Below are 18,368 nucleotides of genomic sequence, written 5' to 3'. Positions count from 1 at the left end.
CCCCGCCCCGGGCGGCCCTCCGGGAGCCCCGACGACCTGGCCCGACCGGGCGGCGGGCCCGTCCGACCGGCCGGTGACAACCGAACGGCCCGCGAGGACCAGAGGTCCCCACGGGCCGTTCAGCGCTGTCCGGACAACCCTCCGGAGGGGGTTCACGACCTGACGGGCGACACCGCTCAGACGGCGGCGAAAGCGCCCTCCAGGATGTCCAGGCCCTCGGCCAGGAGGTGCTCCGCGATGACCAGCGGCGGCAGGAAGCGCAGCACGTTGCCGTAGGTGCCGGCGGTCAGCACCACCAGGCCCTCGACGTGGCAGGCCTTCGCGATGGCCGCGGTGGCCTCCGCGTTCGGCTCCTTGCCGCCCGGCTTCACCAGCTCGACGGCGATCATCGCGCCGCGGCCGCGGACCTCGCCGATGATGTCGAACTTCTCCTGCATCGCCCGCAGGCGGCCCAGCATGATCTCGCCGATCCGCTGCGCCTTGCCGTTGAGGTCCTGCTCCTTCATCGTCTCGATGGCGCCCAGCGCGGCCGCACAGGCCACCGGGTTGCCGCCGTAGGTGCCGCCCAGACCGCCCGCGTGCGCGGCGTCCATGATCTCGGCGCGACCGGTCACCGCCGCCAGCGGCAGACCGCCGGCGATGCCCTTCGCGGTGGTGATCAGGTCCGGGACGATGCCCTCGTCCTCACAGGCGAACCACTGGCCGGTACGGCAGAAACCGGTCTGGATCTCGTCCGCGACGAACACGATGCCGTTCGCCTTCGCGTACTCCACGATCGCCGGCAGGAAGCCCTTGGCCGGCTCGATGAAGCCGCCCTCGCCCTGGATCGGCTCGATGATGATCGCGGCGACGTTCTCGGCGCCGATCTGCTTGTTGATGACCTCGATCGCCTGCGCGGCGGCCTCGGCGGCGCAGTTCTCCGCACCCGTCAGCCAGCGGTACGGGTAGGCCACCGGCACTCGGTAGATCTCCGGGGCGAACGGGCCGAAGCCCTGCTTGTACGGCATGTTCTTCGCCGTCAGGCCCATGGTCAGGTTCGTACGGCCGTGGTAGCCGTGGTCGAACACCACGACGGCGGTGCGCTTGGTGTAGGCGCGGGCCACCTTCACCGCGTTCTCGACCGCCTCGGCGCCCGAGTTGAACAGCGCGGTGCGCTTGTCGTGGTCACCCGGGGTCAGCTCGTTCAGCTGCTCGGCGACCGCCACGTAACCCTCGTACGGGGTCACCATGAAACAGGTGTGGGTGAAGGCGGCCAGCTGCTCGCTCGCCTTCGCCACCACGGCCTCGGCGCTGTTGCCGACGTTCGTCACGGCGATGCCGGAGCCGAAGTCGATCAGCGAGTTGCCGTCCACGTCCTCCAGCACGCCGCCGTTGGCACGGGACACGTACACCGGCAGGGTGGTGCCGACACCGGCCGCCACCGCACCCAGCTTGCGGGCCTGCAGCTCCTGCGACTTCGGACCGGGGATCGCGGTGACCAGGCGGCGCTCCTGCGGGAGCGGCGTTGCGGCGCTCATGGTGTTCTCCAGACTTCTCGGCTCGGTGCTTCGCAGGCTACGGCCGCCCTCCCCGGCCGGGCATGCGCCACTCGGTAGCACTGAGCCGTCCGACTTGTCCGGCACGGCCAGCGCGGGTGGTGCGACTACCAGCAGGCCCCGCTCCACTACATTGAGCGCGGGCGTGTCGCCGGTACGGCGGCATGGGTATGGCGGCACCGACGGCGATCGGGCCGGGCGGGCGAGGGAGCGGGGCCGTACATGGCGCACGACGGGGCACACCACCACACCGATCGGACCACCACCAGACCCCCGGCCCCCATGCCGCACCAGCGGCCCGGCACCCGCACCGACGGGGCCCCCGCCTTCGACCTCCCCACCTGGGCCGCGGCCCCGCGCCCGGAAGCCGAGCCCGGCGTCTACCGGCTGGGCTACCGCCCCATCGACCCGGAGCGGGCGGAGGCGGCCCAGGTCGCGGCCTGGCCGCTGCTCCTGCGGGCGGGACTCAACGCGGTGGTGGGGTGGTTGGTCTATGTCTACGGTGTCGAACTCGCGGAGGCCGGGACGACGATGATCGGCGTCCTCCCGTCGAAATCGGCGCTGGTGGCGACGTCGGTCGTGCTCACCCTGAACGTCCTGGTGATCGGCGTCGTCATCAAGCTCTTCGGCCGGATGGGCCGTTGGCCCGAGGTGTGGCGGCGGTACGTGTCGCCGTTGCTGTCGCGGGCGGTGACGCAGGAGCAGCCCGCGGAGGAGGGCGTGGCGGTGGCCCAGGTGGTGCGGCGGCTGGACCCGTGGGGCGGGCTGCGGCAGGGCGGGGCGGCCGAGGCGGCGGGGCGGCTGGAGCGGGAGGCGGTCGGGGACGTCGACTACGTGCGGATCCAGCGGGCGTGGGAGTCAGCGCAGGCGGATCCGGCGTTCGTGCCGGCCTTCGTCGAGCAGGTGGTGGCGCGCGGTGGGGCGGCCTTCGCGCACCCTTCGGAGTCGCGGGAGCTGGCGGACCGGGGTGAGCGGCACGATCTGCTGCTGGGCCAGGTCTGCCTCGGGACCGCCCAGGACGTGCCGAAGAACCCGCTGAGTCATCGGGCGGCCGGTTTCGCGCTGGATCCGGCGCTGCTGGGCACGTCGCTGCTGGCGGTGGGTCCGGCGGGGACGGGGAAGACGGCGCGGCTGGCGCGGCCGGTGGCGGAGGCGCTGTGTCTGCAGGCGCTGGCCGGCACCGCGTGCGTGGTGGTGGTGGGGGCGGCGGACGCGGATCTCGGCCCGGACGCCTGGTACGACGTGGTGATCGCGCCCGGTGATCCGGCGTCGGTGTACGGGCTGGACCTCTACGGTGCGGCGCAGGATCCGGACGAGGCGGCCGCCCGGTTGGCCGAGGCGCTGCTGCCGGACGAGTTGACGGCGCGCGCGGAGAACGCCCGGACGGCGCTGCAGCAGGTGGTGGGCCCGTTCCACGCCGCGTACGCCCGCTATCCGGGGGTGCGGGAGCTGCGGGCGCTGCTGGCCGGTGAGCCGGACGTGCTGGCGGCCCTGGTGAAGGCGCTCGGGGTGGCGGGCCGGCTGGCCGTGTACGAGCGGGACCTGGAGCACCGGGAGCGTCAGCGCGGCCGGGCGGACGATCCCGGGGCGCTGCTGGCGGACCGGCTGGCGCTGCTGGACCGGCCGGCCTTCGAGGGCGCCTTCGCGACGGACGGCACCGGGCGGCCCCCGTTCGCGATGCGGGTGCTGGACCATCCGTTGCGGGTGCGGGTGAAGCTGCCGGAGCGCAGCCATCCGGAGGCCGCGCGGATGCTGTCCCGGTTGGTGGTGGGGCAGTTCGTGCAGGCGGCGGGGGCCCGTACGGACCGTTCGCTGTTCGCCGGCCTGGTGGTGGACGACGCCTCGGCGGCGCTGGACGCGACCGCCGTGCGCGGGGTGCAGCGGATGCGGGGGGCGAACGCGGGCGCGGTGCTGCTGCTGCGCACGCTGGTGGATCTGCCGGAGGCGCTGCGGGCGCCGTTGTTCGGCGCGGTCGGCTGCCGGATGGCGTTCCCGGGGATCGCGCCGTGGGACGGCCGGCTGTTCTCGGAGGCCTGGGGGACGCACCTGGTGCAGGAGACCGCGGTGACCCACACGCCCGACACCTCGGGCGGCGTGGTGCGGCGGGCCGGGCGGTTGGGGCGGCGGGCGTTGTCGGGGACGGCGGCGCAGACGGAGTCGGTGACGACGCGGGACGTGGAGCGCTTGCGCTGGTCGCCGTCGGATCTGGCGCACGCGCTGCCGGCGGGGCACGCGGTGGTGTCGTTGACCGCGGTGTCGGGGGAGCAGGTGTCGCCGTTGCTGGTGGATCTTCGGGGCTGACGGGGCGAGGGGCGGAAGCTCGCCGTCACGGTGGATTCGGCAGTGCCGGTTGTCCGGAGCGTCCATAATGAGGGGGAGAGACTCTCACTTGTCCCATTGCCCTCTCCTCGCCCGGCCGCAACGGCGCGGTCAGGTCGATCCCCCGAAGGTGCCATGCCCCCCACACTCGCCTCCGTTGTCCGCAACAGTTCGCTCCATCTGACGGTCCTCGCCGGCGCGGACCACCTGGAGCGGCCGGTCCGCTGGGTGCACACCAGCGAGCTGGACGACCCGACGCCGTTCCTGGAGGGTGGCGAGCTGCTGCTCACCACCGGGATCAAGCTGGGCCGTACGGCGGCCCAGTTGCAGGCGTACGTGCACCGGCTGGCCGATGCCGGGGTGGTGGGGCTGGGCCTGGGGGTGGGGCTGTCGCATACGGAGGTGCCGCAGCCGCTGGTGGACGCGGCCGCGCAGCGGGGGCTGCCGCTGCTGCGGGTGCCGGAGCCGACGCCGTTCATCGCGATCAGCAAGGTGGTGTCCGCGGCGCTGGCCGCGGAGCAGTACGAGGCGGTGACGACCTCCTTCGAGGCGCAGGAGGAGCTGACCCGGGCCGCGCTGGGCAAGGACGGTACGACGGCGGTGGTGCGCCGGCTGGCGGCCCGGCTGGGCGGCTGGGCGGCGCTGTACGACGGGTCGGGGGCGCTGTCGGTGGTGGCGCCGGACTGGGCGGCGCGCCGGGCGGGGCGGCTGGCGGCGGAGGTGGACCGGCTGCGCCGGCGTCCGGCGCCGTCGAGCGCCGCGTTGCAGGGGCGGGCGCCGGGGATCGACACGGCGGACGAGGACTACGTGGTGGTCCAGTCGCTGGGGGCGGACCGGCGGGCCCGGGGCTTCCTGGCGGTGGGCACCGAGGACCGGATCACCCCGACCGAGCGGTACGTGCTGAACGCGGCGGTGGCGCTGCTGACCCTGACGCTGGAGCGCTCGCGCGAGCTGCGCCAGGCCGAGGAGCGGATGGGCGCGGCGCTGCTGCGGATGGTGCTGGCGGGCGAGGTGGCGACGGCCCGCCAGGTGGCGGTGGGGCTGTTCGGCGGTATGCCGGAGGGGACGATACGGGTTCTGGTGGCCGGGGCCGGGCCGAACGCGGAGGCCGCGGAGGCGCTCGGGGAGCTGGGGGACCGGGCCGAGCAGGCGGGTGCCCGGGTGGGCGAGAAGCTGCTGGTGGCGCGGGAGGACAGCGCGCACGGGGCGCGGCTGATGGTGCTGGCGCTGGACAACGGGGCGGTGCACCGGGCCTGTCTGGGTGCGGTGGAGGAGCACGAGGGCCTGTCGCTGGGCGTGTCGGCGCCGGCCGCGCTGGAGGACGCGGGGACGGCGCACGCGCAGGCCGAGCGGGCGCTGGCGGTGGCGCTGCGCGGTGGCCGGCGGTCGGTGGACCACGAGGAGGTCGGTGCGGGGTCGCTGCTGCCGTTGCTCGGCGAGGACGCGGTGACGGCGTTCGCCGAGGGGCTGCTGCGGCCGCTGCGCGAGCACGACCGGACGGCCCGCGGCGATCTGGTGGCCTCGCTGCGGGCGTGGCTGTCCCGGCACGGGCAGTGGGACGCGGCGGCGGCCGATCTCGGGGTGCACCGGCACACGCTGCGCTACCGGATGCGGCGGGTCGAAGAGCTGCTGGGGCGTTCGCTGGACGACACCGACGTGCGGATGGAGCTGTGGCTGGCGTTGCGCTCCGGCGAGGAGTAGGTCGCACCCGAGCCGCACAGAGCCGCACCGGGCCGCACCGGGCCGCACCGGACCGGGCCGCACCGAGCCGCACCGGACCGGGCCGCACCGAGCCGCACCGGACCGGGCCCCGTCCGGGCTCAGCCCGGGAGGCCCTGGACGGGATGGAGCAGCGTCGGGGGCGAACGCTCCGAGTCGGCCAATCCGGTCGGTGCGCCGGCCCACCTACCCTCGGGTTCGGGTCCCACACCCGTGGGCCCGATGACGACGAGGAGAGGGCCGGTACCACGGTGACCACCACGTACGATTTCTGGCTGGCCGGCCGACGGGCGAGCGGCGACGCCGACTTCGAGGTGCACAACAGCTGGGACGGCCGTCTGGTCGGCAAGGTGAGCATCCCGACCGAGGCCCAGGTCGAGGAGGCGCTGGATGCCGCCGTCGCCGCGCTGCCGGTGTTCGCCGCCACCCCGGCGCACGTCCGTTCGGCCGCGCTGGACCACGTGGCCAAGCGCCTGGCCGAGCGCACCGAGGAGCTCGCCCAGCTGATCACCGCGGAGAACGGCAAGCCGATCAAGTGGGCCCGTGGTGAGGTCGGCCGCGCGGTGTCGGTCTTCCGCTGGGCGGCCGAGGAGGCCCGCCGGACCAACGGCGAGACGATGCGGCTGGACACCGACCCGGGCGGCGTGGGCCGTTTCGCGGTGGTGCGCCGCTTCCCGCGCGGTGTGGTGCTGGGGATCGCCCCGTTCAACTTCCCGCTGAACCTGGTCGCCCACAAGGTCGCCCCGGCGATCGCGGTCGGTGCCCCGATCATCCTGAAGCCGGCCCCGGCGACGCCGCTGTCGGCGATGGTGCTGGGCGAGATCCTGGCCGAGACCGACCTGCCGGCCGGTTCGTGGAGCATCCTGACGGTGCCGAACGACCGGATGCCGGCGCTGGTGCAGGACGAGCGCCTGCCGGTGATCTCGTTCACCGGTTCGGACAAGGTCGGCTACCAGATCATGGACTCGGTGCCGCGCAAGCACTGCACCCTGGAGCTGGGCGGCAACGCCGCGGCCGTGGTGCTCGCCGACTGGTCCTCGGAGGCCGACCTGGACTGGGCGGCCACCCGGATCGCGATGTTCGCCAACTACCAGGGCGGCCAGTCCTGCATCTCGGTGCAGCGCGTGATCGCCGACGCGTCGGTGTACGACGCGCTGGTGGAGAAGGTCGTGGCCAAGGTCAAGGCCCAGGTCACCGGTGACCCGAACGACGACGCGACGGACGTCGGCCCGCTGGTGGACGAGAACGCCGCGAAGCGGGTGGAGTCCTGGGTGGACGACGCGGTCGCCAAGGGCGCCAAGGTGCTCGCCGGCGGGGGCCGCGAGGGTGCGACCTACGCGCCGACCGTGCTGGCCGAGCTGCCCGCGGACGCGATCCTGGCCAAGGCCGAGGTGTTCGGCCCGGTCCTGTCGCTGCACCGGGTGGACGGTGTGGACGAGGCCTTCGCGGCCGTCAACGACTCGGCGTTCGGCCTTCAGGCGGGCGTGTTCACGCACGACCTGCAGACCGCCTTCCGCGCCCACCGGGAGCTGGAGGTCGGCGGTGTGATCATCGGCGACGCGCCGTCCTACCGCGCCGACCAGATGCCGTACGGCGGCGTCAAGGACTCCGGCGTCGGCCGTGAGGGCGTCCGGTACGCGATGGACGACTACACGGTCGAGAAGGTCCTGGTCCTCAGCGGCCTCGACCTCTGAGCGAACCCGTGAGTGAGGGGCCCGGTCCGGTGACCGGGCCCTTCGCCCGTTCCGGGGCCCGGTCGGCCCAGCCGTCGTGTCCGCCCGTGTCAGCCGTTGTGTCCGCCCGCGACGGAGACGGCCTCCTCGACCGGGGTGTCGCCGGCGACCAGCTCCAGCGTCTGCCCGGCCGTGCCCGGTGCGCGCAGCAGCGCGGCGAGGACGGCGGCGACGTCGGCCCGGTCCACGGCGCCGCGCGCGACCGAGGCGGCGAGCCGGACCAGGCCGGTGCCGGGGCCGTCGGTGAGGCGGCCGGGGCGCAGCACCGTCCAGTCCAGGGCCGTGCGGGCCCGGACGGCGTCGTCGGCGGCGCCCTTGGCCCGCAGATAGGTCTCGAAGACCTCGTCGGCGGGGTGCTGGGCGTGGGCGTCGGCGCCCATCGAGGAGACCATCAGGTAGCGCCGGACGCCCGCGAGTTCGGCGGCGTCGGCGAGCAGCACGGCGGCGTCGCGGTCGACGGTGTTCTTGCGGGCGGCGCCGCTGCCCGGTCCGGCGCCGGCGGCGAAGACCACCGCGTCGGCGCCGGCGAGCAGTTCGGCGAGTCGCGGGGCGGTGGCGGACTCCAGGTCGAGCAGCAGCGGTTCCGCGCCGGCGTCGGTGAGGTCCCGGGCCTGTTCGGGGCGGCGGATGATCCCGGCGGGCCGCTCGCCGCGCGCGGCGAGCAGCCGTTCGAGTTTCAGCGCGATCTGTCCGTGGCCCCCGGCGATGACGGTACGCATGGCTCCGACGGTAGCCCGGGGCGCGGACCGGCGTCCTGTCGGGAGGCGTCCTGCGCGGGGCCCCGGGCAGGACACAATGGGCGCATGACTTCGCTCGCCCACCCGCAGCTGCGGTTCACGCCCACCGTGCAGGACCCTTCCGGCCCCCGGGAGCTGGTGATCCTCGGTTCGACCGGGTCGATCGGCACCCAGGCCATCGACGTGGTGCTCCGCAACCCGGACCGGTTCCGGGTGGTCGCCCTGTCGGCGGCCGGCGGCCGGGTGGAGCTGCTCGCCGAGCAGGCGCTGCGGCTGGGCGTGCACACGGTGGCGGTGGCGGACCCGGCGGCCGAGCCGGCGCTGCGCGCGGCGCTGGCGGCGAAGGCGGCGGGCGCTGCGCTGCCGGCGGTGCTGGCGGGGCCGGACGCGGCGACCGAGCTGGCCGCGATGGAGTGCCACTCGGTGCTGAACGGCATCACCGGGTCGATCGGGTTGCGGCCGACGCTGGCCGCGCTGAGGGCGGGCCGGGTGCTGGTGCTGGCCAACAAGGAGTCGCTGATCGTCGGCGGCCCGCTGGTGAGGGCGGTGGCGCGGCCGGGGCAGATCGTGCCGGTGGACTCCGAGCACGCGGCGCTGTTCCAGGCGCTGGCGGGCGGCACCCGGGCCGAGGTCCGCAAGCTGGTGGTGACGGCCAGCGGCGGTCCGTTCCGCAACCGGACGCGTGAGCAGTTGGCCGGGGTGACGCCGCAGGACGCGCTGGCGCACCCGACCTGGGCGATGGGCCCGGTGGTCACGATCAACTCGGCGACCCTGGTGAACAAGGGCCTGGAGGTGATCGAGGCGCACCTGCTGTACGACGTGCCCTTCGACCGGATCGAGGTCGTGGTCCATCCGCAGTCGGTGGTGCACTCGATGGTGGAGTTCACCGACGGTTCGACGCTGGCGCAGGCCAGCCCGCCGGACATGCGGATGCCGATCGCGCTGGGTCTGGGCTGGCCGGAGCGGGTGCCGGACGCCGCCCCCGGCTGCGACTGGACCAAGGCCGCGACCTGGGAGTTCTTCCCGCTGGACGACGAGGCCTTCCCGGCGGTGGAGCTGGCCCGCGAGGTGGGCACCCTGGGCGGTACCGCGCCGGCGGTCTTCAACGCGGCCAACGAGGAGTGCGTGGAGGCGTTCCTGAAGGGGCGCCTCGCTTTCACGGGAATCGTGGACACTGTTGCCAAGGTCGTCGCCGAGCACGGCACGCCCGTGCCGGGAACTTCCCTGACGGTCGAGGACGTCCTGCACGCGGAGGACTGGGCCCGCGCCCGGGCCCGCGAGCTGGCGGCGGGCTGACGGCGGCGGGTTGACGGCGTGGGCCGTTTCCGGCCGGGTGTACCCGTACCGGGTGTCCGGCCGGGCGTGACTGCGGTAAGACAAGACGACGAGCGGAGCGGCATGACGGAGGGCCAGCGGTGGCAATGGTTTTGACGGTGGTCGGCATCCTGGTCTTCGCGGTCGGGTTGCTCGTCTCGATCGCCTGGCACGAGCTCGGCCACCTCTCGACGGCCAAGCTGTTCGGCATCCGGGTGCCGCAGTACATGGTCGGCTTCGGCCCGACCGTCTGGTCGCGGAAGAAGGGCGAGACCGAGTACGGCTTCAAGGCGATCCCGCTGGGCGGCTACATCCGGATGATCGGGATGTTCCCGCCGGGTGCGGACGGCCGGATCACCAAGCGCAGCAGTTCCCCCTGGCGCACCATGATCGAGGACGCCCGGGAGGCCTCCTACGAGGAGCTCCAGGAGGGCGACGAGCACCGGCTGTTCTACACCCGCAAGCCGTGGAAGCGCGTCATCGTCATGTTCGCCGGGCCGTTCATGAACCTGGTCCTGGCCTTCGGCCTGTTCCTGACGGTCCTGATGGGCTTCGGCGTCTCGACGGCGGTGCCGACCATCGGCTCGGTCGCCCAGTGCGTGGTCAAGGCCGGTTCGCCGACCGACGTGTGCCCCGCGGACGCGCCCAAGACCCCCGCCAACGAGGTGGGGCTGCGGCAGGGGGACAAGGTCCTCTCCTTCGGCGGGGACCGGATCCGCGACTACGACCAGCTCCAGGCGGACATCCGGAAGTCGGCCGGCCAGCAGGTCGAGATCCTGGTCGACCGGGGCGGGCAGCAACTCGTCCTCAAGCCCGTCATCGCCGTCAACGACGTGCAGAAGTACGACGGCAACGGCGTGCCGCTCAAGGGCCAGACCGTGCAGGCCGGCTTCCTCGGCTTCACCCCCAAGCAGGGGGTCGTCCAGCAGAGCTTCGGGCAGTCGCTGGACCGGATGGTCGGCATGGCCGAGAACGGGGTGAAGTCGCTGGCCGCGCTGCCGGGCAAGATCCCCGGTCTGTGGAACGCCGTGGTCGGGGACTCCCCGCGTGACCCGGACTCGCCGATCGGCATGGTCGGCGCCGCCCGGGTCAGCGGTGAACTGGTGAGCATGGACCTGCCCGCCAGCCAGCGGGTGGCGATGTTCGTCAACCTGCTGGCCGGGATCAACCTCTCGCTCTTCCTGTTCAACATGCTGCCGCTGCTCCCGCTGGACGGCGGCCACATCGCGGGCGCGGTGTGGGAATCGGTCCGCCGCCGATTCGCTCAGCTGTTCAAGCGGCCCGATCCCGGGCCCTTCGACGTCGCCAAGCTGATGCCGGTGGCGTACGTCGTGGCCAGCGTCTTCATCGGCTTCACCCTGCTGGTGATGGTCGCCGACCTGGTGAACCCGGTGAAGATCAGCTAGAGCGTTCGGGTACGGCGGGTGTGCTGGGGTCCGGCGCCGTGCCGTACCGTGGAGGCCGGGTGCGCGATCGAGGCGCGCCCGGCCTCGGCCGTCCCACTGGCCGGGCGGTCGACCACACCTCAACCCCGGGGAACCCTGCGCACATGACCGCGATCTCGCTCGGTATTCCGTCCCTGCCGCTCAAGCCGCTCGCCAAGCGCCGTGTATCCCGGCAGATCATGGTCGGCAACGTACCGGTCGGCGGTGACGCTCCCGTCTCGGTGCAGTCGATGACCACCACCGTGACCTCGGACATCAACGCCACGCTGCAGCAGATCGCTGAGCTCACCGCATCCGGGTGCCAGATCGTCCGGGTCGCCGTCCCCACCCAGGACGACGCCGACGCGCTGCCGATCATCGCCAAGAAGTCCCAGATCCCGGTGATCGCCGACATCCACTTCCAGCCGAAGTACGTCTTCGCCGCGATCGACGCCGGCTGCGCCGCGGTCCGCGTCAACCCGGGCAACATCAAGGCCTTCGACGACAAGGTCGGCGAGATCGCCAAGGCCGCCAGGGACGCCGGCGTGCCGATCCGGATCGGCGTCAACGCCGGCTCGCTCGACAAGCGCCTGCTGGAGAAGTACGGCCGCGCCACCCCCGAGGCCCTGGTCGAGTCCGCGCTCTGGGAGTGCTCGCTGTTCGAGGAGCACGACTTCCGCGACATCAAGATCTCGGTCAAGCACAACGACCCGGTCGTGATGATCAACGCCTACCGCCAGCTGGCCGCCGCCTGCGACTACCCGCTGCACCTCGGCGTCACCGAGGCCGGCCCCGCCTTCCAGGGCACCATCAAGTCCGCGGTCGCCTTCGGCGCGCTGCTCGCCGAGGGCATCGGCGACACCATCCGGGTCTCCCTCTCCGCCCCGCCGGCCGAGGAGATCAAGGTCGGCAACCAGATCCTGGAGTCGCTCGGCCTGCGCCAGCGCGGCCTGGAGATCGTCTCCTGCCCGTCCTGCGGCCGCGCCCAGGTCGACGTCTACAAGCTGGCCGAGGAGGTCACCGCCGGCCTGGAGGGCATGGAGGTGCCGCTGCGCGTCGCCGTCATGGGCTGCGTCGTGAACGGCCCGGGCGAGGCCCGCGAGGCCGACCTCGGCGTCGCCTCCGGCAACGGCAAGGGCCAGATCTTCGTCAAGGGCGAGGTCATCAAGACCGTCCCCGAGTCGAAGATCGTCGAGACCCTGATCGAGGAGGCGCTCAAGCTCGCCGAGCAGATGCAGGAGGCGGGCGTCGAGGCCGGTACGCCGACCGTCGTCGCGGCCGACTGACCACACAGGGTCCGCGCGGTGCGCCGCGCGCAGTCTTCCGGAAGCGGGGCCGTCCGTTCGCGGACGGCCCCGCGGCCGTAGCCGGGTGGGGCCACGGAGTAGGGTGCGGCCAGATTCGTCTCAGTGAGGTGCTGTCTCGATGCTCGATCGAGGTGTGATGCTCCCCGGCTCGTTCCAGGCCGCCCGCGCCCTGGCCACCACCCGCGTGTTGGAGCCCCCCGACCTCGCGGACGCCTTGGAGATCCTCCACCGCGACCCGGTCGCCAACTCCTTCGTCGCCACCCGGGTCGAGGCCGTCGGTCTGGACCCCTGGCGGCTCGGCGGCGAGATGTGGGGCTGGTACGACGGGGACGGCGCCCTCGCCGCGCTCTGCTACGCCGGGGCCAACCTCGTCCTGGTCGACGCCGGGCCGGAGGCCGTCGCCGCCTTCGCCGAGCGGGCCCGCCGGCAGGGCCGCCGCTGCTCCTCGATCGTCGGCCCGGCCGGGGCCACCGCCGCCTTCTGGGCGCTGCTGGAACGCAGTTGGGGCCCGGCCCGCGAAGTCCGCGCCCACCAGCCGCTGTTGGCCACCGCCGTGCCCTCCGCCGAGATCGCGCCGGACCCGCTGGTGCGGCGGGTGCGGCGGGAGGAGATCGACGCGCTGATGCCCGCCTGCGTGGCGATGTTCACCGAGGAGGTCGGGGTCTCCCCGCTGGCCGGTGACGGCGGCCTGCTCTACCAGGCCCGGGTCGCCGAACTCGTCTCCGCCGGGCGGTCGTTCGCGCGTTTCACCGAGGACGGCGAGGTCGTCTTCAAGGCCGAGATCGGCGCCGTCACCGAGGGCGCCTGTCAGGTCCAGGGCGTCTGGGTCGCCCCCGGGTACCGGGGCCGGGGCCTCTCCGAGACCGGCATGGCCGCCGTCCTCGACCTCGCGCTGCGCGAGATCGCCCCGGTGGTCTCGCTCTACGTCAACGACTTCAACCTGCGGGCCCGGGCCGCCTACCGGCGGGTCGGCTTCCGTGAGGTCGGCGCGTTCATGAGCGTGCTGTTCTGAGTCCGCTCCCCGGGAGTTCGGTTCCGATCTTCGCCCGCGCCGGCGGCCCACGGGTAGTAACGTCCGAGGCATGGATCAGCTGACCGGGGTGACGATCGAGGCCATCGACCTTGCGGCCTGGGCGCCGCAGGCGCTGGAGGTCCAGGCGGTGGCGTTCGGCCTGACGGCCGAGGAGGTCGCCGTCCGGCTGCACATCGTCGGCCGGCACGCCCACCAGCCCGGGGTGATCGCGCTCGGCGCGATGAGCGGCGGCCGGCTGGTCGGCTTCGGCTACGGGATGCCCAACCAGCGCGACCACTGGTGGAGCACGGTGATCGAGCCCTACCTGGACGCACGCGGCCACGACGCCTGGCTGGACGACGTGTTCGCCGTCACCGAGCTGCACGTGCTGCCCGAGTACCAGGGCCAGGGCGTCGGCTCCCGGCTGATCCGCACCCTCTGCGAGCGCTCCGGGCTGGAGCGCAGCATCCTCTCCGCGATCGACGCGGAGACCCCCGCCCGGCGGCTCTACCGGGCGCTCGGCTACCAGGACCTCGCCCGTGCGGTGCGCTTTCCCGCCACGGACCGGCTGTACGCGGTGATGGGGGCCCGGCTTCCGCTGCGCGGGCCGGGCGAGGCGTAGGGCTCGCCCTACAGCGCCCCGGCGAACTCCAGGTAGAGCTCGGCGTCCTCCCGGCGGCCGGCCGCCAGGGCCCGCAGGGCGAGGTCGACGGCCCGGAACAGCGTCCAGCCGCGCAGCCGTTCCCGGTCCACCTCCAGCGCGTCCGCGAGCTGGTGCAGCCGGCGGCGGACGGCCGCGGCCACGCCGGGGGAGCCGACCAGGGTGTCCGCCCGGTCCAGCGCCAGCCGGGCCAGGTCGAAGGCGCGCTCGCCGGCCAGCGGGCGCGGGTCGATCGCCAGCCAGGGCGCTCGGTCGGCGGCGAGCACGTTGCCGTGGTGGAAGTCCCCGTGGAGCAGGAAGGTCTCGGCGGCGGAGCCGGCCAGGCCGTCGGCGGTGTCCAGCGCCTCGGCGATCAGCGGCTCGGCCTCGGCGGCGCCGGGCAGGGCGCGGTGTCCGCGCAGCCGTTCCGCGGTGTCGGCGGTCCGGGCCGCGAGGGTCGGGAACGGGTGGTCCTCGGGCAGGGTGCTCCAGAGCCGGTGCAGCAGGCTGGTCGCCTCCAGCATCGCCTTCGCCTCGGCGAGCGAGCGCAGCGGGATGTCCCCGTGCAGCCGCTCCAGCAGTTGGACGCCCTCGGCGGGGTCGGCGTCCAGCAGCAGGACGGCCCCGCGCCCGGCCCAGTGGGCGAGCGCCGCGTGCTCCAGCGCGGTCTCGGGGGTCCGCAGGCCGGTCTTGAGGACGGCGGGGGAGAGGTCGTCGCGGTGGACGTAGGCGACCAGGCTCAGGCTGCCGCCGGGGTCGAGCACCCGCTCCAGGGTGAGGTCCCAGCGCGCCAGGTGGGCGGCCACCCGCGCGGGCAGCCCGGCCAGCCACTGCCGGCCCGGTTCGCCCTCGCTCGCCGCGACGCCGCGCGCCAGCCAGGCGGGGACGGTGATCTGCGGTGCTGCTCCCGACATGCCGGCCTTCCGGTTGACGCTCCCCCGTTGGTGTTACCCGTCCATTGTCGGCCATGAACGGGAAACCGCAGGTCAGCGCTGCGGGCCCTAGGGAGTGGTGGCCGTGGGGGTGGGGAGGGGCTCGGGGATGCCGGGGAAGGCGGGGTCGGCCGCGCCCCAGCGGTGGGCGCGCAGGGCGCTGTCGCGCAGGGCGTCGGCGGCGGTGCCCCGTTGGGGGCCGGGGACGGCGGCGACCAGGTCGGCGTAGACGGTGGTGAGCCGGGTTTCGAGGTGGGCGGCGAGCTTGGTGGCGCCGGCCGCGTCGGTGACGGCGAACGGGAGCTGGTAGCCGCCGGCGGCGGCGGCCGGGGTGGCGCCGAGGGAGCCGATCAGCCGCTGCCAGGCGTCCCGCCGGGCCTCGTGGGCGGCGTAGGCGGTGCGGGCGTCGGTGCGCTGCTGGTCCTCGGGGAGCCGGGCGCCGACCACGCCGTAGCCGTAGATGGCGGCGTGTTCGGCGCCGAGGGCGCCCTGGAGGGCGGTCACCGCTGCGGCGGCGGGGTCGGCCGACGGCCCGGCGGAGGGGGGAGCGGTGGGCTGGTCGCTCGGGGGCGCGGTCGGCGCCTCGGTGGGGGTGGTGGCGGCAGGGGGCGGGGCGACCGGCGGGGTGGTGTCGCCGAGGGCGACGGCGTGCAGCACGTCGGAGGCGGCGACCGAGGCGAGCAGCCGGGCCAGCGGCGGCCGGGCTGCGGCCAGGTCGGTGAGGCGGGCCTGGGCGGTCTGCCGTTCGAGTGCGGCGAGCGCGGCGGGGGTGCCGACCGGCGTTCCGCTCGCTGCCCCGCTCGCCGTCCCGCTCGGCGGCGCGCTCGGTGTCCCGCCCGGGCCGGCCGAGGGCGTGGCCGGGGACGCCGGGGGGATGGAGGCGGCCGGCAGCCCGTAGGCCAGGGCGGCGCGGTGCTGGGCCACCTCGGCCCGGAGCGGCTGCAGCACGGCGGCCTGGGCACCGCCCGGGCCGGCGAGCAGCGCGTCGTAGCCGGCCAGCAGGGTGTCGGTGGCGGCGATCGAGCGCAGGATGACCGGTTCGTCCGGGTTCGGCAGCGGGCCGCGGTTGCCGGGAGTGGCGTCGTTGCCGCCGTGGGAGCCGGTGCAGGCGGTGAGGGCGGTGAGGGCGAGCAGCCCGAGAGCCAGGAACGTCCGTCGGCTGGGCGGCTGCATGGGTGTCACTCCGGGGCGTGTGCGGGAGGGCGGCCTCCCCGCCTGCCCTTCGTAGGCGTGAATGATTACAGAATCCCCACGATTCCGGGCGGGGATTCGGATCCAGGGACGCCCCGGGAGCGGGTGTGAGCTTGCTCGCAGTGGGTGGCGTGCGCCCGGTCGGGGGTGGTCCGGAATCGGTGGTTCGCGGCTTCACCGGCTAGGCTTTGGGCCGAGCTGCCGTGACCCGGTGTGCGCCGGACCGGCGCCGGAGGGGGCGGAGCGACCTTCTGACAACAGCAGACGCGGCCGAGGAGTCCACCCGGATGAGCACCACCCACACCGACCGGCTGCGCGCGTTGCTGGAGCCGCTGGCCGTGCAGGCCGGTCTGGACCTGGAGGACGTCAAGGTCACCAAGGCTGGCAGCCGCCGCCAGGTGCAGATCGACGTCGACACCGACGGCGGCGTGGACATGGACGCCATCGCCGAGTTCAGCCGGGTGGTCGGTGAGGCTCTGGACGAGTCGGACCTGATGGGCGACGAGCCCTACCTGCTGGAGGTCGGTTCGCCGGGCGCTGAGCGTTCGCTGGACCTGCCCCGGCACTGGCGTCGCGCGGAGGGCCGACTGGCCAAGATCCACCTGGTCGACGGCGGGGAGATCGTCGCCCGGGTGCTGGAGGCGGACGAGGACGGCGCGCTGGTCGAGGTGCAGCCGGTGAAGGGCCGTGGCCGTCCGAAGGAGCGCCGGCTGGCGTACGCCGAGGTGGATCGGGCGCGCGTGCAGGTCGAGTTCAACCGCAAGGACGACAAGCTCCTCGACGAGGCCGCGGACTACGCGGACGACGACGCCTCCGAGGAGGGGGACGACGGTGCGCTGTGACCTGCGCGCCGCCCGGACCATGACGAACGTGACGAAAAAAGACGAGGAGGCGTAGCCGTGGACATCGACATGAGTGCCCTGCGCACGCTGGTCAACGAGAAGAACATCCCCTTCGACCTGCTGGTCGAGTCCATCGAGTCCGCCCTCCTCACCGCGTACCACCGCACCGAGGGCTCGCGCCGCCGCGCCCGGGTGCACCTGGACCGCAAGTCCGGCCACGTCACCGTGTGGGCGACGGAGGACCCGGCCGAGCTGGACGAGGGCGTCGAGCCCAAGGAGTTCGACGACACCCCGAACGGCTTCGGCCGGATCGCGTCCAGCATCGGCATCCAGGTGATGATGCAGCGCCTGCGCGACGCCGCCGACGACCAGACCTTCGGCGAGTACGCGGGCAAGGAGGGCGACATCGTCACCGGTGTCGTCCAGCAGGGCAACGACCCGAAGAACGTGCTGGTCGACATCGGCAAGCTGGAGGCCATCCTGCCGCCGCAGGAGCAGGTCCCGGGCGAGGACTACCGGCACGGCACCCGGCTGAAGTGCTACGTCGTGGCGGTGCGCCGCGGTGTGCGCGGGGCCTCGGTGACGCTGTCGCGGACGCACCCGAGCCTGGTGAAGAAGCTGTTCGCGCTGGAGGTCCCGGAGATCGCGGACGGCAGCGTGGAGATCGCGGCGATCGCCCGTGAGGCCGGCCACCGCACCAAGATCGCGGTCTGGTCGCGCCGGGCCGGGCTGAACGCCAAGGGCGCCTGCATCGGCCCGATGGGCAGCCGGGTGCGTGCGGTGATGGGCGAGCTGCACGGCGAGAAGATCGACATCGTCGACTGGTCGGAGGACCCCCGGGAGATGGTCGCCGCGGCGCTGTCCCCCGCACGGGTGACCAGCGTGGAGATCGTCGACCTGGCCCAGCGTTCCGCCCGGGTGATCGTGCCGGACTACCAGCTGTCGCTGGCGATCGGCAAGGAGGGGCAGAACGCCCGCCTCGCCGCCCGCCTCACCGGCTGGCGGATCGACATCCGGCCGGACACCGAGGGCCAGCCCGAGGACGGCGGTCGGGACACCGACCGCTGAGCGCGGCGCTGACCGGCCGTTCGCCCCGTCAAAGCCCCCCGCCGTTCCGCCCGGGATCGGCGGGGCGGCGCCATGTCCCTTCGGAGGGGTAGACTTGCCTTCGTCTGGCCGGACGCACGTCCGAGCACGCCCGGAACGCACCTGCGTGGGCTGCCGCAAGCGAGCGGCCAAGCACCAGCTGTTGCGTGTCACGGCGGTCGAGGGCGTCTGCGTCCCCGACCCCCGTGGCGCACTGCCGGGCCGGGGCGCTCACCTGCACCCCGATCCGGCCTGCCTCGACCTCGCGGTTCGCCGTCGGGCGTTTCCCCGGGCCTTCCGCCTCCAGGGGACGCTCGACACGGAGCGGCTCCGCGAGTTCATCGGGGAGCGGACCGTCGACACCCCGGCGCCCTGAGTCCCTCAGGCCGCCCGGTGGGGCGACGCCCGCAACGGCCGCCGCTCAGTGCGGCGGGAGAACCACCGCAACAAGCACGGTTCGCGGGCAGCCGCGTGCCGTGCCACCAGTCAGGTACCTCGCGATGTGGAAGTAGGTCGAGATTGCGATGAGCTCTCGATGAGTACGCGATGAGTACGCGATGGGTACGCCCATGAAGTA

Annotated in this window: 15 protein-coding genes; 11 read left to right on the top strand and 4 right to left on the bottom strand. The window is 73.8% G+C overall.

The genetic code is table 11. The annotated features are described in order from the left end of the window. Positions 1 to 176: 176 nt before the first annotated feature. Positions 177 to 1,517, bottom strand: coding sequence for a 4-aminobutyrate--2-oxoglutarate transaminase (gene gabT / locus ACIP37_RS33990; protein ID WP_400812045.1), 1,341 nt, complete (start codon positions 1,515 to 1,517; stop codon positions 177 to 179). 240 nt (positions 1,518 to 1,757) lie between these two features. On the opposite strand from gabT, the gene ACIP37_RS33985 reads away from it, so the two are divergent. The 3 genes from ACIP37_RS33985 (at position 1,758) to ACIP37_RS33975 (ending at position 7,267) form a co-directional block, all read left to right on the top strand. Next, positions 1,758 to 3,836: an ATP-binding protein gene (locus ACIP37_RS33985; protein WP_400845119.1), complete on the top strand. Its 2,079-nt coding sequence runs from the start codon at positions 1,758 to 1,760 to the stop codon at positions 3,834 to 3,836. A 153-nt stretch (positions 3,837 to 3,989) separates the two neighbouring features. Continuing rightward, the gene (locus tag ACIP37_RS33980) at positions 3,990 to 5,555 is read left to right on the top strand and encodes a PucR family transcriptional regulator (protein ID WP_400812041.1); all 1,566 of its coding nucleotides are present in this window, start codon (positions 3,990 to 3,992) and stop codon (positions 5,553 to 5,555) included. 269 nt (positions 5,556 to 5,824) lie between these two features. Then, complete coding sequence (locus ACIP37_RS33975) at positions 5,825 to 7,267, top strand: aldehyde dehydrogenase family protein (RefSeq protein WP_063347635.1); 1,443 nt, start codon at positions 5,825 to 5,827, stop codon at positions 7,265 to 7,267. A gap of 89 nt (positions 7,268 to 7,356) precedes the next feature. Here the strand turns inward: ACIP37_RS33975 and ACIP37_RS33970 are convergent, their stop codons facing one another. Continuing rightward, complete coding sequence (locus tag ACIP37_RS33970; RefSeq protein ID WP_363586512.1) at positions 7,357 to 8,025, bottom strand: NAD(P)-binding oxidoreductase; 669 nt, start codon at positions 8,023 to 8,025, stop codon at positions 7,357 to 7,359. A gap of 84 nt (positions 8,026 to 8,109) precedes the next feature. On the opposite strand from ACIP37_RS33970, the gene dxr reads away from it, so the two are divergent. The 5 genes from dxr (at position 8,110) to ACIP37_RS33945 (ending at position 13,722) form a co-directional block, all read left to right on the top strand. Beyond that, a complete protein-coding gene (gene dxr, locus ACIP37_RS33965; RefSeq protein WP_363632052.1) occupies positions 8,110 to 9,339 on the top strand; it encodes a 1-deoxy-D-xylulose-5-phosphate reductoisomerase in 1,230 nt (409 codons plus the stop codon). Between the two features lie 119 nt (positions 9,340 to 9,458). Next, complete coding sequence (locus ACIP37_RS33960) at positions 9,459 to 10,763, top strand: site-2 protease family protein (protein ID WP_363586513.1); 1,305 nt, start codon at positions 9,459 to 9,461, stop codon at positions 10,761 to 10,763. Positions 10,764 to 10,906: 143 nt separating this feature from the next. Then, positions 10,907 to 12,067, top strand: a complete 1,161-nt coding sequence (gene ispG, locus ACIP37_RS33955) for a flavodoxin-dependent (E)-4-hydroxy-3-methylbut-2-enyl-diphosphate synthase (RefSeq protein ID WP_363586514.1) — start codon at positions 10,907 to 10,909, stop codon at positions 12,065 to 12,067. A gap of 157 nt (positions 12,068 to 12,224) precedes the next feature. Beyond that, complete coding sequence (locus tag ACIP37_RS33950) at positions 12,225 to 13,100, top strand: GNAT family N-acetyltransferase (protein WP_350885688.1); 876 nt, start codon at positions 12,225 to 12,227, stop codon at positions 13,098 to 13,100. A gap of 70 nt (positions 13,101 to 13,170) precedes the next feature. After that, positions 13,171 to 13,722 (top strand): GNAT family N-acetyltransferase, encoded by a 552-nt coding sequence (locus ACIP37_RS33945; RefSeq protein ID WP_063347629.1) that lies wholly within the window; start codon positions 13,171 to 13,173, stop codon positions 13,720 to 13,722. 8 nt (positions 13,723 to 13,730) lie between these two features. On the opposite strand, the gene ACIP37_RS33940 is transcribed toward ACIP37_RS33945, so the two are convergent. Both ACIP37_RS33940 and ACIP37_RS33935 read right to left on the bottom strand, forming a co-directional pair. Beyond that, positions 13,731 to 14,654, bottom strand: coding sequence for an aminoglycoside phosphotransferase family protein (locus tag ACIP37_RS33940; RefSeq protein WP_363624957.1), 924 nt, complete (start codon positions 14,652 to 14,654; stop codon positions 13,731 to 13,733). Positions 14,655 to 14,741: 87 nt separating this feature from the next. After that, positions 14,742 to 15,845, bottom strand: a complete 1,104-nt coding sequence (locus tag ACIP37_RS33935) for a DUF4439 domain-containing protein (RefSeq protein ID WP_400845116.1) — start codon at positions 15,843 to 15,845, stop codon at positions 14,742 to 14,744. A gap of 305 nt (positions 15,846 to 16,150) precedes the next feature. On the opposite strand from ACIP37_RS33935, the gene rimP reads away from it, so the two are divergent. From rimP to ACIP37_RS33920, 3 genes are all read left to right on the top strand, one after another. After that, on the top strand, positions 16,151 to 16,705 hold the full coding sequence (rimP, locus tag ACIP37_RS33930; RefSeq protein ID WP_350885651.1) for a ribosome maturation factor RimP: 555 nt from the start codon (positions 16,151 to 16,153) through the stop codon (positions 16,703 to 16,705). A 57-nt stretch (positions 16,706 to 16,762) separates the two neighbouring features. Then, complete coding sequence (gene nusA / locus ACIP37_RS33925) at positions 16,763 to 17,773, top strand: transcription termination factor NusA (protein ID WP_063347626.1); 1,011 nt, start codon at positions 16,763 to 16,765, stop codon at positions 17,771 to 17,773. A 94-nt stretch (positions 17,774 to 17,867) separates the two neighbouring features. Continuing rightward, on the top strand, positions 17,868 to 18,167 hold the full coding sequence (locus ACIP37_RS33920) for a YlxR family protein (protein WP_079135592.1): 300 nt from the start codon (positions 17,868 to 17,870) through the stop codon (positions 18,165 to 18,167). Positions 18,168 to 18,368 lie beyond the last annotated feature (201 nt).

It is taken from the genome of Kitasatospora sp. NPDC088861 (assembly GCF_044750105.1).
Taxonomy (GTDB): domain Bacteria; phylum Actinomycetota; class Actinomycetes; order Streptomycetales; family Streptomycetaceae; genus Kitasatospora.
This window is presented reverse-complemented; position numbering and strand designations above follow the sequence as displayed.